At 66.1% G+C, this 14,610-nt stretch carries 13 protein-coding genes; 5 read left to right on the forward strand and 8 right to left on the reverse strand.

The window, feature by feature from the left end:
• Window positions 1–272: 272 nt before the first annotated feature.
• The 3 genes from F6B93_RS17610 to F6B93_RS17620 are packed head-to-tail and all read left to right on the forward strand — an operon-like array spanning window position 273 to window position 3,940.
• Complete coding sequence (locus F6B93_RS17610) at window positions 273–1,340, forward strand: enoyl-CoA hydratase/isomerase family protein (RefSeq protein ID WP_211699577.1); 1,068 nt, start codon at window positions 273–275, stop codon at window positions 1,338–1,340.
• Window positions 1,341–1,352: 12 nt separating this feature from the next.
• Window positions 1,353–2,138 (forward strand): enoyl-CoA hydratase, encoded by a 786-nt coding sequence (locus F6B93_RS17615; protein WP_211696226.1) that lies wholly within the window; start codon window positions 1,353–1,355, stop codon window positions 2,136–2,138.
• Window positions 2,135–3,940 carry an alpha/beta hydrolase gene (locus tag F6B93_RS17620; protein WP_211696227.1) on the forward strand — a complete coding sequence of 602 codons (1,806 nt, stop codon included), beginning with the start codon at window positions 2,135–2,137 and terminating at the stop codon, window positions 3,938–3,940. The genes F6B93_RS17615 and F6B93_RS17620 overlap by 4 nt, the downstream gene beginning before the upstream one ends.
• Before the next feature lie 28 nt (window positions 3,941–3,968).
• Here F6B93_RS17620 and F6B93_RS17625 read toward each other — a convergent pair whose 3' ends face one another.
• Both F6B93_RS17625 and F6B93_RS17630 read right to left on the reverse strand, forming a co-directional pair.
• Window positions 3,969–4,352 carry a rhodanese-like domain-containing protein gene (locus F6B93_RS17625; RefSeq protein ID WP_211696228.1) on the reverse strand — a complete coding sequence of 128 codons (384 nt, stop codon included), beginning with the start codon at window positions 4,350–4,352 and terminating at the stop codon, window positions 3,969–3,971.
• Complete coding sequence (locus F6B93_RS17630) at window positions 4,352–4,957, reverse strand: cupin domain-containing protein (protein ID WP_211699578.1); 606 nt, start codon at window positions 4,955–4,957, stop codon at window positions 4,352–4,354. The genes F6B93_RS17625 and F6B93_RS17630 overlap by 1 nt, the downstream gene beginning before the upstream one ends.
• Window positions 4,958–5,078: 121 nt before the next feature.
• On the opposite strand from F6B93_RS17630, the gene F6B93_RS17635 reads away from it, so the two are divergent.
• Both F6B93_RS17635 and F6B93_RS17640 read left to right on the forward strand, forming a co-directional pair.
• Window positions 5,079–5,525, forward strand: coding sequence for a lipoprotein LpqV (locus F6B93_RS17635; protein WP_425518467.1), 447 nt, complete (start codon window positions 5,079–5,081; stop codon window positions 5,523–5,525).
• A gap of 103 nt (window positions 5,526–5,628) precedes the next feature.
• On the forward strand, window positions 5,629–6,705 hold the full coding sequence (locus F6B93_RS17640; RefSeq protein ID WP_211696229.1) for a patatin-like phospholipase family protein: 1,077 nt from the start codon (window positions 5,629–5,631) through the stop codon (window positions 6,703–6,705).
• A gap of 12 nt (window positions 6,706–6,717) precedes the next feature.
• On the opposite strand, the gene F6B93_RS17645 is transcribed toward F6B93_RS17640, so the two are convergent.
• The 6 genes from F6B93_RS17645 to F6B93_RS17670 all read right to left on the reverse strand — a co-directional run bounded on the left by F6B93_RS17645 (window position 6,718) and on the right by F6B93_RS17670 (window position 14,591).
• On the reverse strand, window positions 6,718–7,599 hold the full coding sequence (locus F6B93_RS17645) for a patatin-like phospholipase family protein (protein ID WP_211696230.1): 882 nt from the start codon (window positions 7,597–7,599) through the stop codon (window positions 6,718–6,720).
• A 78-nt stretch (window positions 7,600–7,677) separates the two neighbouring features.
• Window positions 7,678–9,525, reverse strand: a complete 1,848-nt coding sequence (locus F6B93_RS17650) for a PE domain-containing protein (protein WP_211696231.1) — start codon at window positions 9,523–9,525, stop codon at window positions 7,678–7,680.
• Between the two features lie 84 nt (window positions 9,526–9,609).
• On the reverse strand, window positions 9,610–10,482 hold the full coding sequence (locus F6B93_RS17655; protein WP_211696232.1) for a class II glutamine amidotransferase: 873 nt from the start codon (window positions 10,480–10,482) through the stop codon (window positions 9,610–9,612).
• 69 nt (window positions 10,483–10,551) lie between these two features.
• Window positions 10,552–11,610 (reverse strand): NAD(P)H-dependent amine dehydrogenase family protein, encoded by a 1,059-nt coding sequence (locus F6B93_RS17660; RefSeq protein WP_211696233.1) that lies wholly within the window; start codon window positions 11,608–11,610, stop codon window positions 10,552–10,554.
• Between the two features lie 30 nt (window positions 11,611–11,640).
• Window positions 11,641–13,272, reverse strand: coding sequence for a long-chain fatty acid--CoA ligase (locus tag F6B93_RS17665; protein ID WP_211696234.1), 1,632 nt, complete (start codon window positions 13,270–13,272; stop codon window positions 11,641–11,643).
• A gap of 122 nt (window positions 13,273–13,394) precedes the next feature.
• The gene (locus F6B93_RS17670; RefSeq protein WP_211696235.1) at window positions 13,395–14,591 is read right to left on the reverse strand and encodes a YncE family protein; all 1,197 of its coding nucleotides are present in this window, start codon (window positions 14,589–14,591) and stop codon (window positions 13,395–13,397) included.
• Window positions 14,592–14,610: the final 19 nt, after the last annotated feature.

Consider the following 14,610-nt stretch of genomic DNA (forward strand, 5'->3'; position numbering starts at 1 on the left):
GTATTGCTTAGAGCTGTGCGAACATCTGCTCAACGCTCCACGGACCGCCCAGGTTCCCAGCCACGCTGGGCGTACTCTGCGTTCCCGGGCCCCAGTGTTGTCCAGAGTCGTCGTCAAGCTACCGATAAACCTACCGCCAAACCTACCGATAAAACCCTAGCCCCGCGGGCAGAGCGGAGCGAGCAACGCTCTAGATTGCTGATCAAACTCTCGCGCAGCATGTGCGCACCGCGACGGGCGGATACTCCGGTAAGAGAGGATGAGGCGTGGCTCTGGATCTTTCTAAGGATCTTTCCAAGACCGGTAATGGAGGATCCGACGAGGTCCTGACCCGCGTTGACGGCGGTGTCGGCGTGGTGACGCTCAACCGCCCCAAGGCGATCAACTCCCTCACCCACACCATGGTTGGCCTGTTGAGCAGGGTACTTACCTCCTGGGAATCCGACGATGCGGTGCGCGCGGTGGTGCTGGACGGCGCCGGCGATCGCGGACTCTGCGCCGGCGGCGACGTCGTGGCCGTGTACCACAGTGCACGCAGCGACGGAGTCGAAGCGCGCCGGTTTTGGCGGGAGGAGTACCTGCTCAACGGTCAGATCGGCAGGTTCGCAAAGCCGTACGTGGCCTTGATGGACGGCATCGTGATGGGCGGTGGTGTCGGTGTCAGCGCGCACGCAAACACTCGGGTGGTCACCGATACCTCCAAGGTCGCGATGCCGGAAGTGGGCATCGGATTCATCCCCGACGTTGGCGGGGTGTACTTGTTGTCACGAGCCCCGGGAGCGCTGGGGCTGCATGCCGCACTGACTGGGGCGCCGTTTTCCGGCCCCGACGCGATCGCTCTCGGATTCGCCGACCACCTCGTGCCGCACGACCAGCTCGCCGCGTTCAACCAGGCGATCGTCACTGACGGTCTCGACAGCGCGCTAGCTTCCTACGCCATCGAGCCTCCACCGAGCGCTCTTGCTACACAACGCGATTGGATCGACCAGTGTTATGCCGGCGACAGTGTCGCCGACATCGTGGCCGCGCTGCGCGAACACCCCACGGCGGCAGCCAACGATGCAGCCGACGTGATCGCGACCCGCTCCCCCATCGCGCTGTCGGTGACCCTGGAAGCGGTGCGGCGCGCCGCCAGCCTGGAGAAACTGGAAGATGTTCTGGTCCAAGATTATCGGGTGTCATCGGCGTCGCTGCGCTCACACGATCTCGTGGAGGGCATCCGCGCGCAGCTGATCGACAAGGATCGCAATCCGAAGTGGTCACCGGCGACACTCGACGCGGTTACGACGGCCGATGTCGATGCATATTTTGCGCCCGTCGACGACGATGTGAGCTTCTAGAAAGGCGGTTCGGTGTCAGACAACACGAATTACGAAACCATCCTGGTCGAGCGTGACGAGCGGGTCGGCACCATCACCCTGAACCGGCCCAAGGCGCTGAACGCGCTCAACAATCAGGTGATGAACGAAGTCACCAGCGCTGCAACCGAACTGGACGACGACCCCGGTATCGGCGCCATCATCATCACAGGGTCGGCCAAGGCCTTCGCGGCCGGTGCCGACATCAAGGAAATGGCCGACTTGACGTTCGCCGATGCGTTCGGCGCCGACTTCTTTGCCGGCTGGGGCAAGCTTGCCGCTGTCCGTACCCCCACCATCGCCGCGGTGGCGGGGCACGCGCTGGGCGGTGGCTGCGAACTGGCGATGATGTGCGACCTACTGATAGCCGCCGACACGGCGAAGTTTGGACAGCCAGAGATCAAACTAGGCGTTCTGCCCGGTATGGGCGGTTCACAGCGGCTGACTCGAGCCATCGGCAAGGCCAAGGCTATGGACCTGATTCTGACCGGACGCACCATCGATGCCGCTGAGGCCGAGCGCAGCGGACTGGTTTCGCGGGTAGTGCCGGCCGATGACCTATTAACCGAGGCCAAGGCCGTCGCCACCACCATTTCGCAGATGTCACTGTCGGCTGCGCGGATGGCCAAGGAAGCCGTCAACCGGGCTTTCGAATCGTCATTGTCCGAAGGACTTCTCTACGAACGCCGACTCTTCCATTCGGCTCTGGCAACCGACGACCAGTCCGAGGGGATGGCGGCGTTCATCGAGAAGCGCGCCCCCCGATTCACCCACCGATGACTGAGCCGGGTTCGGCGACGAGGACCGCCGCCGACGCCTCAGCCACCGACGAACCGCCGGCTGAGGCGGATGCGGCCGCCGAGGGCGCGGCCAGCCCTGACGCCGCAGCATCCGAACCGTCAGCGCCGCGACCGACCCGCAGTGCTTGGTGGATTCGGCACTACACCTTCTTCGGCACCGCGGTGGGCCTCATTTTTGTGTGGTTTTCGATGACTCCGTCGCTGCTACCGCGGGGACCGCTGTTCCAGGGTCTGGTCAGCGGCATTTCCGGTGCCATCGGCTACGGGCTGGGCGTCTTCGCCGTGTGGTTGGTCCGCTACATGCGCTCCCTGAATACCAGCCCGCCGCCGCCGCGGTGGGCGTGGCTGCCGTTGATCGCGGTCGGCGCGGTCGGAATGGTATTCATGGCTATCTGGTTTCGCGTCTGGCAGGACGACGTCCGCGACTTGATGGGTGTCGAGCACTTGAAATGGTTCGACTACCCGCTGGCCGCGGCGCTGTCGCTGATCGTGCTGTTCACGCTGGTCGAAATCGGCCAGGCCATCCACTGGCTGGTCCGTTTCCTGGTTCGGCAGGTCGACCGGATCGCGCCGTTTCGGGTCTCGGCGGCCATCGTGGTGGTTCTGCTCGTGGTGCTGACGATCACCCTGCTCAATGGTGTCGTACTGAAGTTCGCGATGAACTCGATGAACGGGACCTTTGCCTCGGTCAACGACGAGATGAGCCCCGATTTCGCACCGCCGACGACCGCATTGCGATCGGGAGGCCCGGAATCGTTGGTGTCGTGGGAGTCGTTGGGCCACCAGGGCCGAATCTTTGTCCAGGCGGGCCCCACTGTTGCCGACCTCAGCGCGTTCAACGGAACTCCAGCCATCGAGCCGATCCGGGCCTATGCGGGATTGAACTCCGCCAGCGGTATCGCGGCGACCGCGCAGCTGGCCGCGCGCGAGCTGCAGCGCACCGGTGGACTGAACCGCGCCGTCGTTGCGGTCGCGACGACCACCGGCACGGGCTGGATCAACGAGGCGGAAGCCGCGGCGCTGGAGTACATGTACAACGGCAATACCGCGATCGTGGCCATGCAGTACTCGTTCTTGCCCAGCTGGCTGTCGTTTCTGGTGGACAAGGAAAATGCCCGGCACGCGGGGCAGGCGCTTTTCGAGGCGGTTGACGAGCTGATCCGGCAGATGCCGGAATCGAACCGGCCCAAGCTTGTCGTATTCGGCGAGAGCCTGGGTTCTTTCGGCGGAGAGGCGCCGTTCATGAGCCTCAACAACGTTCTCGCCCGCACCGACGGCGCACTGTTCAGCGGACCTACGTTCAACAACACGGTCTGGACCAGCCTGACCGCCAACCGCGATGCGGGTTCACCGGAGTGGCTACCCATCTACGAGGACGGTCACAACGTTCGTTTCGCTGCCCGCGAGGGCGACCTACGGCGTCCGAATGCCCCCTGGGGCAAGCCACGGGTGGTGTATCTGCAACATGCGTCCGACCCGATCCCGTGGTGGCGGCCCGAGCTGTTGTTCAGCCAGCCGGACTGGCTTAAGGAAAAGCGCGGCTACGACGTCCTACCTCAAACGCGATGGATCCCGGTGGTGACGTTTATCCAAGTCTCGGCGGACATGGCAGTGGCGGTGCATGTCCCCGACGGGCACGGCCATCGCTACGTCGCTGAAGTCGCCAACGGCTGGGCCGCGGTGCTGTCGCCGCCGGGCTGGACACGGGAGAAGACCGAGCGGTTGCGTCCGCTGCTCCATGCCAACGCGAAGCCACCGCGGTCGCCGGAGAATGTCGGCTGAGCCGCGCCCTGGGCTTGCCCTGGCCGATCTACCGGTTCAGGTCGGCGAGCACTCCGGCGGCTGCCAGCGCGTGGTAGCCACCGACGACGTCGGTGGCGCGGTGCAGCCCGAGGTCGAGCAATGCAGCCGCGGCGAGGCTGGACGTGTAACCCTCCGAGCAGAGGATCACCCACTCGACGTCGTCCCCGGCGGCCTGCGGTAGCCGCGCGTCGCTCGTCGGGTCGCACCGCCACTCCAAGACGTTGCGTTCAATCACCAACGCCCCGGGAACCTCGCCCTCGTGGGCTCGCTGGGCCTGCGGTCGGATATCGACGAGCACGGCGCCGCGCCGCAGCGCCTCGGGTACTCGGTCGGCGTCAAGGCGTTGATACCGGCCGCGGGCCGCGTCCAATACCTGGTCGATCCGGCTCATCAAGACCCCTCGGGGTGATCGGTCAGTTCGGTGCGCTGGCGACGCAGCGTGTTGCGGTCGGTGACCTCGTAGTACGACATTGTGGTCAGCGGCGGCGAATAGGCATGCACGCTCAGTGTCGGAGGCATGCGGGTCGCGCTCGGGGCCGCGACCTGGACCTGCCGCGGCGCCCACACCACGTCATGGACCCATCCCAGCGGGAACCCGGCCTGATCGCCAGCGTCGAGGCGCCGGCGTCGTAGCCGCCGCCCGTCCCAGCGGAATTCGTTGAGCGCCCCGGACAGCACCGTCAGCGCTCCCAGCGACTCGCCGTGGTCGTGCAATTCGGTCGGGTGACCGGGAACCCAGCTGATCAACCAGACGTCGAGTTCATCGTCGCCATGAATACGGGTGAACCAGCGCTCCGTGTCGGGCAACCCGGCCTCGGGCAGCAGATGGTCGCACCGGCCACTGAGTACGTCGTCGGCGGCTTGATCGGTGGCGTGCAGCAGATCGGGCACGCCCAACCGGGCGCGACCCGCGGTGGGACCCGAGACGGGCACCGGGCGAGCGTGTGCGGCAAGAGGCTGAGCAAAGGGCTGGGCAAGAGGCTGAGCAAGAGGCATAGCCACGGGGGGACTCCAGAGCGTGAGACGGATTGGGCAGTTGGCGGCGCGTCAGAGCCGACAACACTCACAAAATCCGAACCACTGCGTCACGACCGACAGTGTTGCATAGATTGATACCGTGCGCTGGTGCCAGCATTGCCCCGTGCTGCGAGGTGTGGTTGTGGTCGCAGCCGGTTTGGCAATCTCGTCGTTGGTCATGGGCGTCGCGGGCTGCACGCGTGAGGGCACCAGCGGAACGGCCACATCATCGCCGGCGGGCCGGGTGTCCAGCACGCAGTCATCCGACATCGTCGGAATCTCGCCGGCCGGAGTAACGACCAGCGTGGATGCCCCAGCGGATTCGACCGAGGAAGAGTATTTCCAGGCCTGCCACGCCGCAAGGCTGTGGATGGACGCCCAGCCCAAGACCGGGGAGTCGCTGCTGGAGCCCTACTTGGCCATGGTTCAGACATCACAGGTAGGTGCCGCGGGCACCTGGAATATCCGGTGGGCGGATCTGACCCCGCCGCGGCAGGCGGCGGTAATCGTGGCCGCGCGGGCCGCCGTCAACGCCGAATGCGGCTAGCTGTCGGCGCAGGACCTTCGAACTGGTGTGCGATTGAGATCAGGGAGCACAAAAGTGCCGACCGGGTCGAAAATGCGCCGGTTCCACCGAGCAGAATGAAGGGATGTCAGGGCCAGCAGCCATGCGGTCGAGCAAGTCGTCGGCCACTCGGGTGGCGTTGGCGCTCGGCAGCGGCGGCGCCCGCGGCTACGCCCACATCGGGGTGATTCAGACGCTGCGTGAGCGCGGTTACGAGATTGTGGGGATCGCCGGCTCATCCATGGGAGCGGTTGTCGGTGGAGTGCAAGCGGCGGGACGGCTCGACGAACTCGCCGACTGGGCCACGTCCCTGACGCAGCGCACCATCCTGCGGCTATTGGACCCGTCGATTACTGCGGCCGGCGTGCTGCGGGCCGAGAAGATTCTCGACGCGGTGCGCGACATCGTCGGGCCGGTAGCCATCGAGCAACTGCCCATTCCCTATACGGCGGTGGCGACCGACCTTGTGGCGGGCAAGTCGGTGTGGTTTCAGCGCGGCCCCCTCGACGAGGGCATCCGGGCCTCCATCGCGATACCGGGAGTGATCGCCCCACACGAAGTTGGAGGGCGCCTGCTCGCCGACGGGGGCATCCTGGATCCGCTGCCCATGGCGCCGATCGCCGGGGTGAGCGCCGACCTGACGATCGCGGTGAGCCTCAACGGCGGTGACGCCGGGACCACCCGCGACGACGAGCCGGGGGTCACCGTCGAGTGGTTGAACCGCATGGTGCGCAGCACCTCCGCGTTGTTCGATGCCAACACCGCCCGGTCGCTGCTCGACCGTCCCACGGCCCGCGCCGTGCTGAACCGGCTCGGTGCGGCCACCCCGGACTTGGAGGCCTGGTCGGAAGCCGCAGACGCCGAGCGGGGTCCAGTCAGCCGCGACGAATCGAGTGATGCCGATGTCGCACCCGAAATCCCGAAAATGGGCAGCTTCGAGGTGATGAATCGGACCATCGACATCGCTCAATCCGCGCTCGCCCGCCACACGTTGGCGGCCTACCCGGCTGACCTGCTCATTGAGGTGCCGCGCTCAACGTGCCGAAGCCTGGAATTCCATCGAGCGGTGGAAGTGATCGCGGTCGGCCGAGCGCTCGCCACGCAAGCTTTGGACGCCCTCGAAGTCGACGATCAACCCACCGCGCCCGCGATCGAGGGGTGATCGAGGCCTGATTTAGGGACCCAGCGCGGCAGCGACCGCCGATGCCTGCCGCCTCCCTTGGTTACGCCCGGCCACTGCCGCGCCCATGCGGCAGCGCGGGTCCAGCGAATTGGGCCCAAAAGCCGCCAGCGACTCGTCGTCGGCAAACACGGCGAACGCCGTGCCGGTGAACGCAGCGATCTCGGCGGCCACCCCTGGGCCGAACGGCGATGGCCCGTCCGCGCCAGCGGGCACCATGACCACCGCCGTGTCACAGTCGGTCGCGACGCCAAGGTTGACCGAACTGGCCACCCCACCATCGATGTAGCGGCGATCCGCGATGGTCACCGGCGGCCACACGCCCGGCACCGCGCAACTGGCCGCCACCGCGTCGACGAGTTCGACACCGGAGTCGCGATCAAACACCACCAGTTCGCCAGCGGCGGCGTCGATCGCGGTGAGCCGCAGCGCCCGGTCCGGCCAGTCGTGTGCGGGCAAGCGCTGGGCGATCACCTCACGGCGCACGGACTCGGGGACTGTTTTGGTTGCCAGCGCCACCGCCCCGATTCGTTGCAGCCGCAGCTGGGTCCGATCGACGCCACGAGCTAAGCCACGAGTCCGCGGAGCTCGCAAGGCCGCCAGGAAGAGTTCGGAGATGGCATCGATGTCGACGCCCGGGTCCAGCTCCGCAGTGGTCTGCGCGACTTGCCGCTCGAACAACACGTCGAGGGCACAACCGCTACTGATCTGGGCGGCGACCGCCGCACCGGCGGACGTCCCGACGAGTACATCCGCCTCCAGCAGTCGTTGCGCCACGGTCGGCGATTCGTCGGCGATGCCGCACAGAACACCTGTCTCCCAGGCGATTCCCGCGAGTCCGCCGCCGGCCAATACGAGCGCGCGTCTGGTTTCCACGTCCAGTCAGTGTGCCAGCCCGCTCACTGACCCTTACGGCCGCGTGCGCGGCGCCTCGGGGGCCGCCGGCCGCCAGATTCACACCAATGCGATATTGCCGTGCACGGCGCCGCTGATGCTCTTGGCCACCTCGAAGGGGAACTCGACCAGCGCGGTGCCGACCTGTTCGGCGCCATCGTGGACCGCGTTGATGATCGTCGCCGGATCCCCGGTGAACAGGGACAGCCCGATGTCCCAGGCCGCATATTGCGGCGCCGTGATCAGGTCACGGACGTCGACGAATAGCGACGTCGGCAAGTTGGCCGGTCCGACAGGTACTCCGTTCCAACTCACCAGCGTCCAGCCGGCCTCGGGACTACCCTCCACGACGACAACGCCGGTGTTGGGCAGCGACTCGGTGAGGACAAGCAATGGATTGGGGTTTTCGACGTTCATCATGACCCCGGTCGAGATCGTGCCTGCGCTGGAGTACGCGACGGACGTGATATCGCCGCTCGCGGCCACGACCGGGTTAGCCAAGCTGGTGGTATAGATCGTTTCGAGTGCGCCGGTGAAACCGGTGTTGAAAACTACCCCGTTGAAGTCGGCGGAGCCGGGGGCCAGCATCGGCAACAGTGGGAATCCGAAGATCCATGCGGCCGGGCTCATCGCAATGAGCAGGCCCGCCGGGCTCACTTGCGGGAAGTCCTCGAAAACGCCGGCTTGGATCTCGTTGAGCGCCGGCAATATCTGCGCGGTCAGCCCAGTTGCCATCTCCAACGGCGCAGCGGTCATCTGCGTCCTGAGTAACTGCGAGTCGAAGATCGCCGCGTAGGGGCCCTGCGGGCCGAGTACGCCAGCGACAGCCGCCGCCTCTAGAAGGCCCGTTGCATTGAGCGGAGGCCCGGGCACCGCCGTATTCAACAAGTCTGCGACGTTGGCGTCCGTCTCCCCGTGCCGCACGAAGTCGATGACGATCGTCTGCCCGTTGCCGGGGATCGCCAGCGAGCCGGTGCCGCCATCGCCGATGAAGAACCCACCGCGACCGAAGGCCCCCGCAAGCCCGTCGCCGGCTGGACCGATCCCACCGGCCCCGCCCGACGCTCCGTTGCCGAACAACAATGCCTGGCCGCCAAAGCCGCCGGCACCACCGAACGCGCCCGCGACCGCTGTGTCACCGCCGGCGCCACCGATGCCGCCGTTGCCCATCAGCAAGCCGCCGTTGCCACCTAGCCCGCCGGTACCGCCGTCGAAGCCGATGCCGCCCGGCCCACCGTTGCCGATGAGCCCGGCGCTGCCGCCGGCACCGGCAGGCACCGCTCCCACGCCACCGGTGGGGCTGTAGCCGGCGCCCCCATCGCCGAAGAGGAACCCGCCGGCGCCGCCGGCCGGATCTGCGGCAGTGCCGGCGGCACCGTTGCCGATCAGATCACGCCCCAGCAGCGCGTTGGTCGGCCCGTTGATGATCGGGTTGACCGTCTCGCCCACCGGGCTGCTGATCCAGGCTTGGCCGGCGGCGTGAATCGGGCCATAGACCGCCGTCTGGAACCCCTGAGAAACGGCCACACCGATAACGTCGAGCGGATTAGCTCCGGTGCCAATCAGCGGGAGCACGGCCTGGGCTGGAATACTCACCGCGCCTGCCGCCGCTTGCATGGACGCGGCGGCGGCCGCCTCAGTGCTCACATACGATGCCGCCGCCGTGCTCAGGATGCGCACAAACTGCTGGTGATACGCCGCCGCCTGCGCAGCCGCCGCCTGATAGCCCTCAGCGTGCGCACCGAACAGCGACGCGATGGCCACAGACACCTCGTCGGCCGCCGCAGCCGCCACCCGAGTCGTTGACGCAGCCGCCGCCACATTGCCGGCACCCACAACCGAACCGATCCGCGTTACATCGGCTGCCGCCGTCTCCAACACATCGGGCACCGCAAGCACAAACGACATCGCCTACCTCCGTGTTATCGCCTCGTAGGCAACACTAGAGCGAAGGTTCGCCAAAGTCGTGCGTATCGGCAAAGTGAGTCGGCCTCACACCGACGGGTGCAGCGCCTCGTCAACCTCGGGCCGCAAATCGGTCCGGCGCAGTTGGTGCTTGGGCCGGTCGGGTAGCGGCAGACTTGGGGTGATCTGCAGCGCAGCGTCGACATGGACCAACTCCCCGGGCTCGAGCAAGCGCCACCGCGGATCGTCGTCCATCGGCTCGCTGGCGAACACCACCGAAGGCCGAGAACGCAGGCCTTCCGACCGCGCACCAATGCGCCTGGTCCGCAAGCGGAATTCGCGTTCCCGCGACAGCGCGCCGTCACGGCGGTCGAGGATGTAGAGCTCGTGGGCGTCTGGGTAGCGCAGCGCCCATACGTCGGTGGCCGTGCTCAGCACCACGTTGACGGCATAGATCGGCACATTCTCCGCAAGCCATGTCACCGCCTCGACCAGACCGGCGGATTCATCACCGGCGTGGGCGCGAATCGAACCGGTGATGAGGGCGAACACTCGCTCGGAGTCAGTTTGCCCCCGCACCAAACCGGCGGTACCAACGGCCCGCAGCCGCTCGTCGAGCGCGTCGGGGTCCCCGAGCGTGCCGTTGTGGGCAAAGATCCTGTCGTCTTGCAGGAACGGGTGCGTGTTGACCACCGAGTGCGCCCCGGTTGTCGCATAGCGAACGTGGGCGACGAAGGTGGTGCCGGTCATGTGGTGGGCCTCGGCAGCGAAGTCGGCGTCGTGCCACGCCGCAATCGGCTGCTTGCGCAGTTCCGGCCTACCTCGGCCGTCGAAGACACCCACGCCGGAGCCGTCCGGGTTCCTCCTGCTCTGCGCGGCAAGGTTATCCGGGGCATCCAGCAGCCAAAAGGTCGCGGCGACAACATCGGTTCCGGCGTGCAACGCAAAAAGTCGGCACATGACGCCGACGGTAACGGCCAACCGGCGCTCACCCCACCAGCTGTGGTGACCGCGACCGCGCGCCGCTGGTCAGCGCCTAAGCCCCGGAGCAGCCCGACCGGTGATCAGCGGCAGATCGAAGAAGGTCTGGATGCCTGCTGGCGCGGCGCACGTAGCCGGGATCGCATTGACACAGTGCGCCGCGGTCGCGACTATCCCGGGGTTGCTGACCAATCCGGCTTCCACACTGTCGGGCTGCCAGCCCTTGATAGTGACAAGAGTATCCGGGTTTCCGCGCACTTCGATCTCGTAGCGCTCCCCGGCCGGCCCGAACGACCAAGGCGGATCCAGATTTTCCGACCCCATCAGCCAGTTCACCGTGATCTGGACGACCACTGTTTCATCCACCAGCGCCTCCCAGTGGAAACGACGTCCGGCGACCTGTCCAGGCTTGATCACCCCAATGGGCGAGTCGATCGGCGCTGCCGCCACCGCGACTTCCTGCGACGTACGGATCTTGGGATCGGCGGCAAAGCCCAATCGGTCAACACACAAACGCACCGACTGGATGAAGCCGCCGTCCAGCAACTTTTGCATCGGTCCGGTCAATGCGCTGTCCGGCGTGCCACCGAAGCCCATCACATAGCGCAGCACATCGGGCGCTCCGTAGGTACGGAGGTCCGAAAACTCCTCGGCGCGAACGAAAGTCACGCCGGTCGACATCACCGACAGTAGTAGCGGGAACAGCTCGGTGACCGCTCCGGGCCCGATGCCGGCGCCGTGCAACGTCGCGTTGCCGGCCTGCGCGGCGACCTCCAGCGGGGCCGCCTCCTTCTCACTCGGGTAGAACCAGCCGAGCGGGGTGACCACGTTCTTGCCCGAACGCAGCAGTGCCGCAACCTCGTCGACACTGGGCATCAGCGGCGCATAGATCACCGCATCGGCCTGCAGCGCGAGCACCTCGTCGATGTTGTTGGTCGCAATCACGCCCAATGGTGACGTGCCGATGATTTCGCCGACGTCTTTGCCGTCTTTGGCCTCAGAATGCACCCAACAGCCGACGAACTCGAGTTCGGGATGCTCGAGCACGCCTTTGATTGCGGCCACACCAACCGATCCCGTTGCCCATTGAACTACCCGCAGCGTCACTGGTCCTCACCTTCCTCGCGAGCGCTCTTGTCAACTGCGTTCATCGATGACCCGGTAGTCGCCGTCGGCGTACCGGGACCGGATGGTCTTCTTGTCGTACTTGCCGACGCTGGTGCGGGGAATCTCGGTCACGAATGTCCATCGTTCGGGCAGCCACCACCGAACGACCTTGTCCGCGAGAAATGTTCGCAGATCGTTAGCCTCGACGGTGGCCCCTTCTTCGACGACGACAACGGCCAGCGGCCGTTCCTGCCAGCGTTCGTCGGGAACGCCGACGACCGCAGCCTCGACCACGTCGGGGTGGGCGATGAGGCGATTCTCCAGCTCGACCGAGGAGATCCATTCCCCACCGGACTTGATGACGTCTTTGGCGCGATCAGTCAGGGTGATAAAGCCGCGCTCGTCGACGCGGCCGACGTCGCCGGTGCGCAGCCAACCGGAGTCGAACTTGGACTCGTCACGCCCCCGGTAGTAGGAGCCGGTGATCCAGGGGCCTCGAACTTCCACCTCACCCACCGCTTTGCCGTCATTGGGCAGCACGTGGCCGTCGTCGTCGACGATCCGCGCTTCGACGCCGCACACCGGTTGGCCCTGGGTCACCCGGTACGCCCAGTGCTGGTCGTCCGGGGTCCCCGGCGGCGGCCACGCCATGGTCGCCAAAGGCGATGTTTCCGTCATACCCCACAGCTGCCGGATTTGGACGTGGTGCTTGTCTTCAAAAGTCCGCATCAGCGATTCCGGCACCGCCGACCCGCCACAGGCGACCAGACGCAACGACGACACGTCATGACCAGGATCCTTCTCGAGGTGATGCATGACGTCGTTCCAGATGGTCGGTACCGCACCGGCCAGCGTGGGTCGCAGGTTCTCCACCATGTGGATCAGCGAGCGAGCATCGAGGTGTCTGTCGGGTAGGACCAAGTCGGCACCTGCCATCAACGCGGCATACGGCAGGCCCCACGCGTTGGCGTGAAACATCGGGACGATCGGCAGCACCCGATCGGCGGCACCGACCCCGATGCCGTTCGCGGTGCATGTCACCATCGTGTGCAGATAGCTCGACCGATGGCTGTACACGACCCCCTTGGGGTTGCCGGTGGTGCCGCTGGTGTAACACATCGCCGCAGCGGTGTTCTCATCGATGTCCGGCCAGTCGAATTCGGTCGACTCGCCGTCGATCACCTCGGCGTAGCGCAGTACGGCCTTGCCCGATTCTTCCAGCGGTGTCGTGTCGCCCTCTCCGACCGCGATCACCGTGTGCACGGTGTCGAGGCTGGCCAACACCGGCGCCAGCAGTCCGGCAAGCGACAGGTCGAGGAGAACGACCCGGTCCTCGGCTTCGTTGGCGACGTAGGCGATTTGCTCAGGCATAAGCCGGATATTGAGGGTATGCAGCACCGCACCCATCGACGGCACGGCGAGGTAGGCCGTCAAGTGTTCGGTGTTGTTCCACATGAACGTCGCGACCCGCTCATCTCCGGCGATGCCCAGGCGCCGCAGCGCGTGTGCCAACTGGGCGGCCTGGTGGCCCACCTCCCGATAGCTGCTATGCCGATAGCCATCACCCGTCGCGGTAGTGACCGTCCGCAACCCATGGATACCGCAGCCGTGCCGCATGATCGCAGTGATGGTCAGCGGGACTTCCTGCATCGTGCCGTACATCGATGTACCGCCTTACGGGTCTAGGCGCCCATCACGTCATGGATCCGTCGGCCGAATGCTATCGCCGCACGAAGGCGGGGAGAAACCCGTTCCCCGCCAGAAGCGCCGTCACGCTGCGTCCGCTAGGCGAGCGCGGGTTCGCGCTCCAGCAGTTCAGGCATGACCCAGTCAGCCGAGGTGTCACTCGCGTCCTCCGCGAGATCCCCGACCGAATCCAGGGTCGAGGCAACACGTGTAAGGGTGACGGTGCCGGAATAGTCGCCGATGTAGAGATGCTTCCCGTCCGGGCTTTCGACCACACACGAGGGGCTCTTGCCGGTGACGGTGCCGATGACGTCGTGGGTGAGCGTGCACAGCACCGTGACGCGATCGCCGCTGACCAGGTAGGCACGGTCGCCGTCGTCGCTGAGCGTCAGGCGGGTCAGCAGGCCCCCAGTCTCGCCGATCTTGCGCGTGCTGGTGATCGTGTTGGTGCGGGTGTCGATGATGTCGACGGTGGCAGCAAAATCCGGACCACAGCTGGCGACATAGGCGATGTCGCCATCGGGACTCAGAGCGACGTCGCGGACGGGTGACCCGATCTCAATCGTGGCGGCGACGCGCAAACCTGGCTGCTCGCCGGTGGCACCCGAGGACTTGGAGCCCTTTCGGCGCTTGCGCGAGCGGCCGCCGCGCCCGGCGTCCTTCTCGGACTGCGCGCGGGTTGCGACGACGACCAGCTGACCACCCGATGGCCCGTTGGTGCCGACGTACAGACGACCCCCGTCCGGGGAAATCGTCACACACTCGGTCGTGGTGCCTGGCGAGGTCGCGATCTCGACCACCTCGACCCGCTCCGTCGTGGTGTCCAAGACCGCGACGTCGGCGCAGCGTGCACCATTCCGGCTGGCGTACACGTATTTTCCATCCGGGCTCACCGCCAGATCACTGACACTGAGCGCCAATGGATGGCTGTCGATGACCGCGTTGGTGCACGTGTCCACGACGGCGATCGAGTCATATGCCATGGACACGGTGCTGACGTAGGCCCGATTGGTTTCGAGACCGCCCATCGCGATCGCAAACGGCTCGGCGACGTCGGCGATGGTGTCCACGACACGGCCGGTGTCGGTATCGATGATGGAGAGGCTGTCGGAGCGGTAGTTGGTGACCATCACCCGGCTGCCATCGGGGCTGATGCCAATGCCGCTGATCGGACCGCTGTTCAGCGGAATCTCAATTTCGACCGGCAAGACCGGTGCACTGCCGAACTCGAAGACCTCGACGTCCCGGACATCCCGGCCACCTCGAGCGGCCCTCTGGTCGTTAACATCGCTCATCCTGGCACCGCCTTTTCTG

Origin of the sequence: Mycobacterium spongiae (assembly GCF_018278905.1) — a bacterium.
Classification (GTDB): Bacteria; Actinomycetota; Actinomycetes; order Mycobacteriales; family Mycobacteriaceae; genus Mycobacterium; species Mycobacterium spongiae.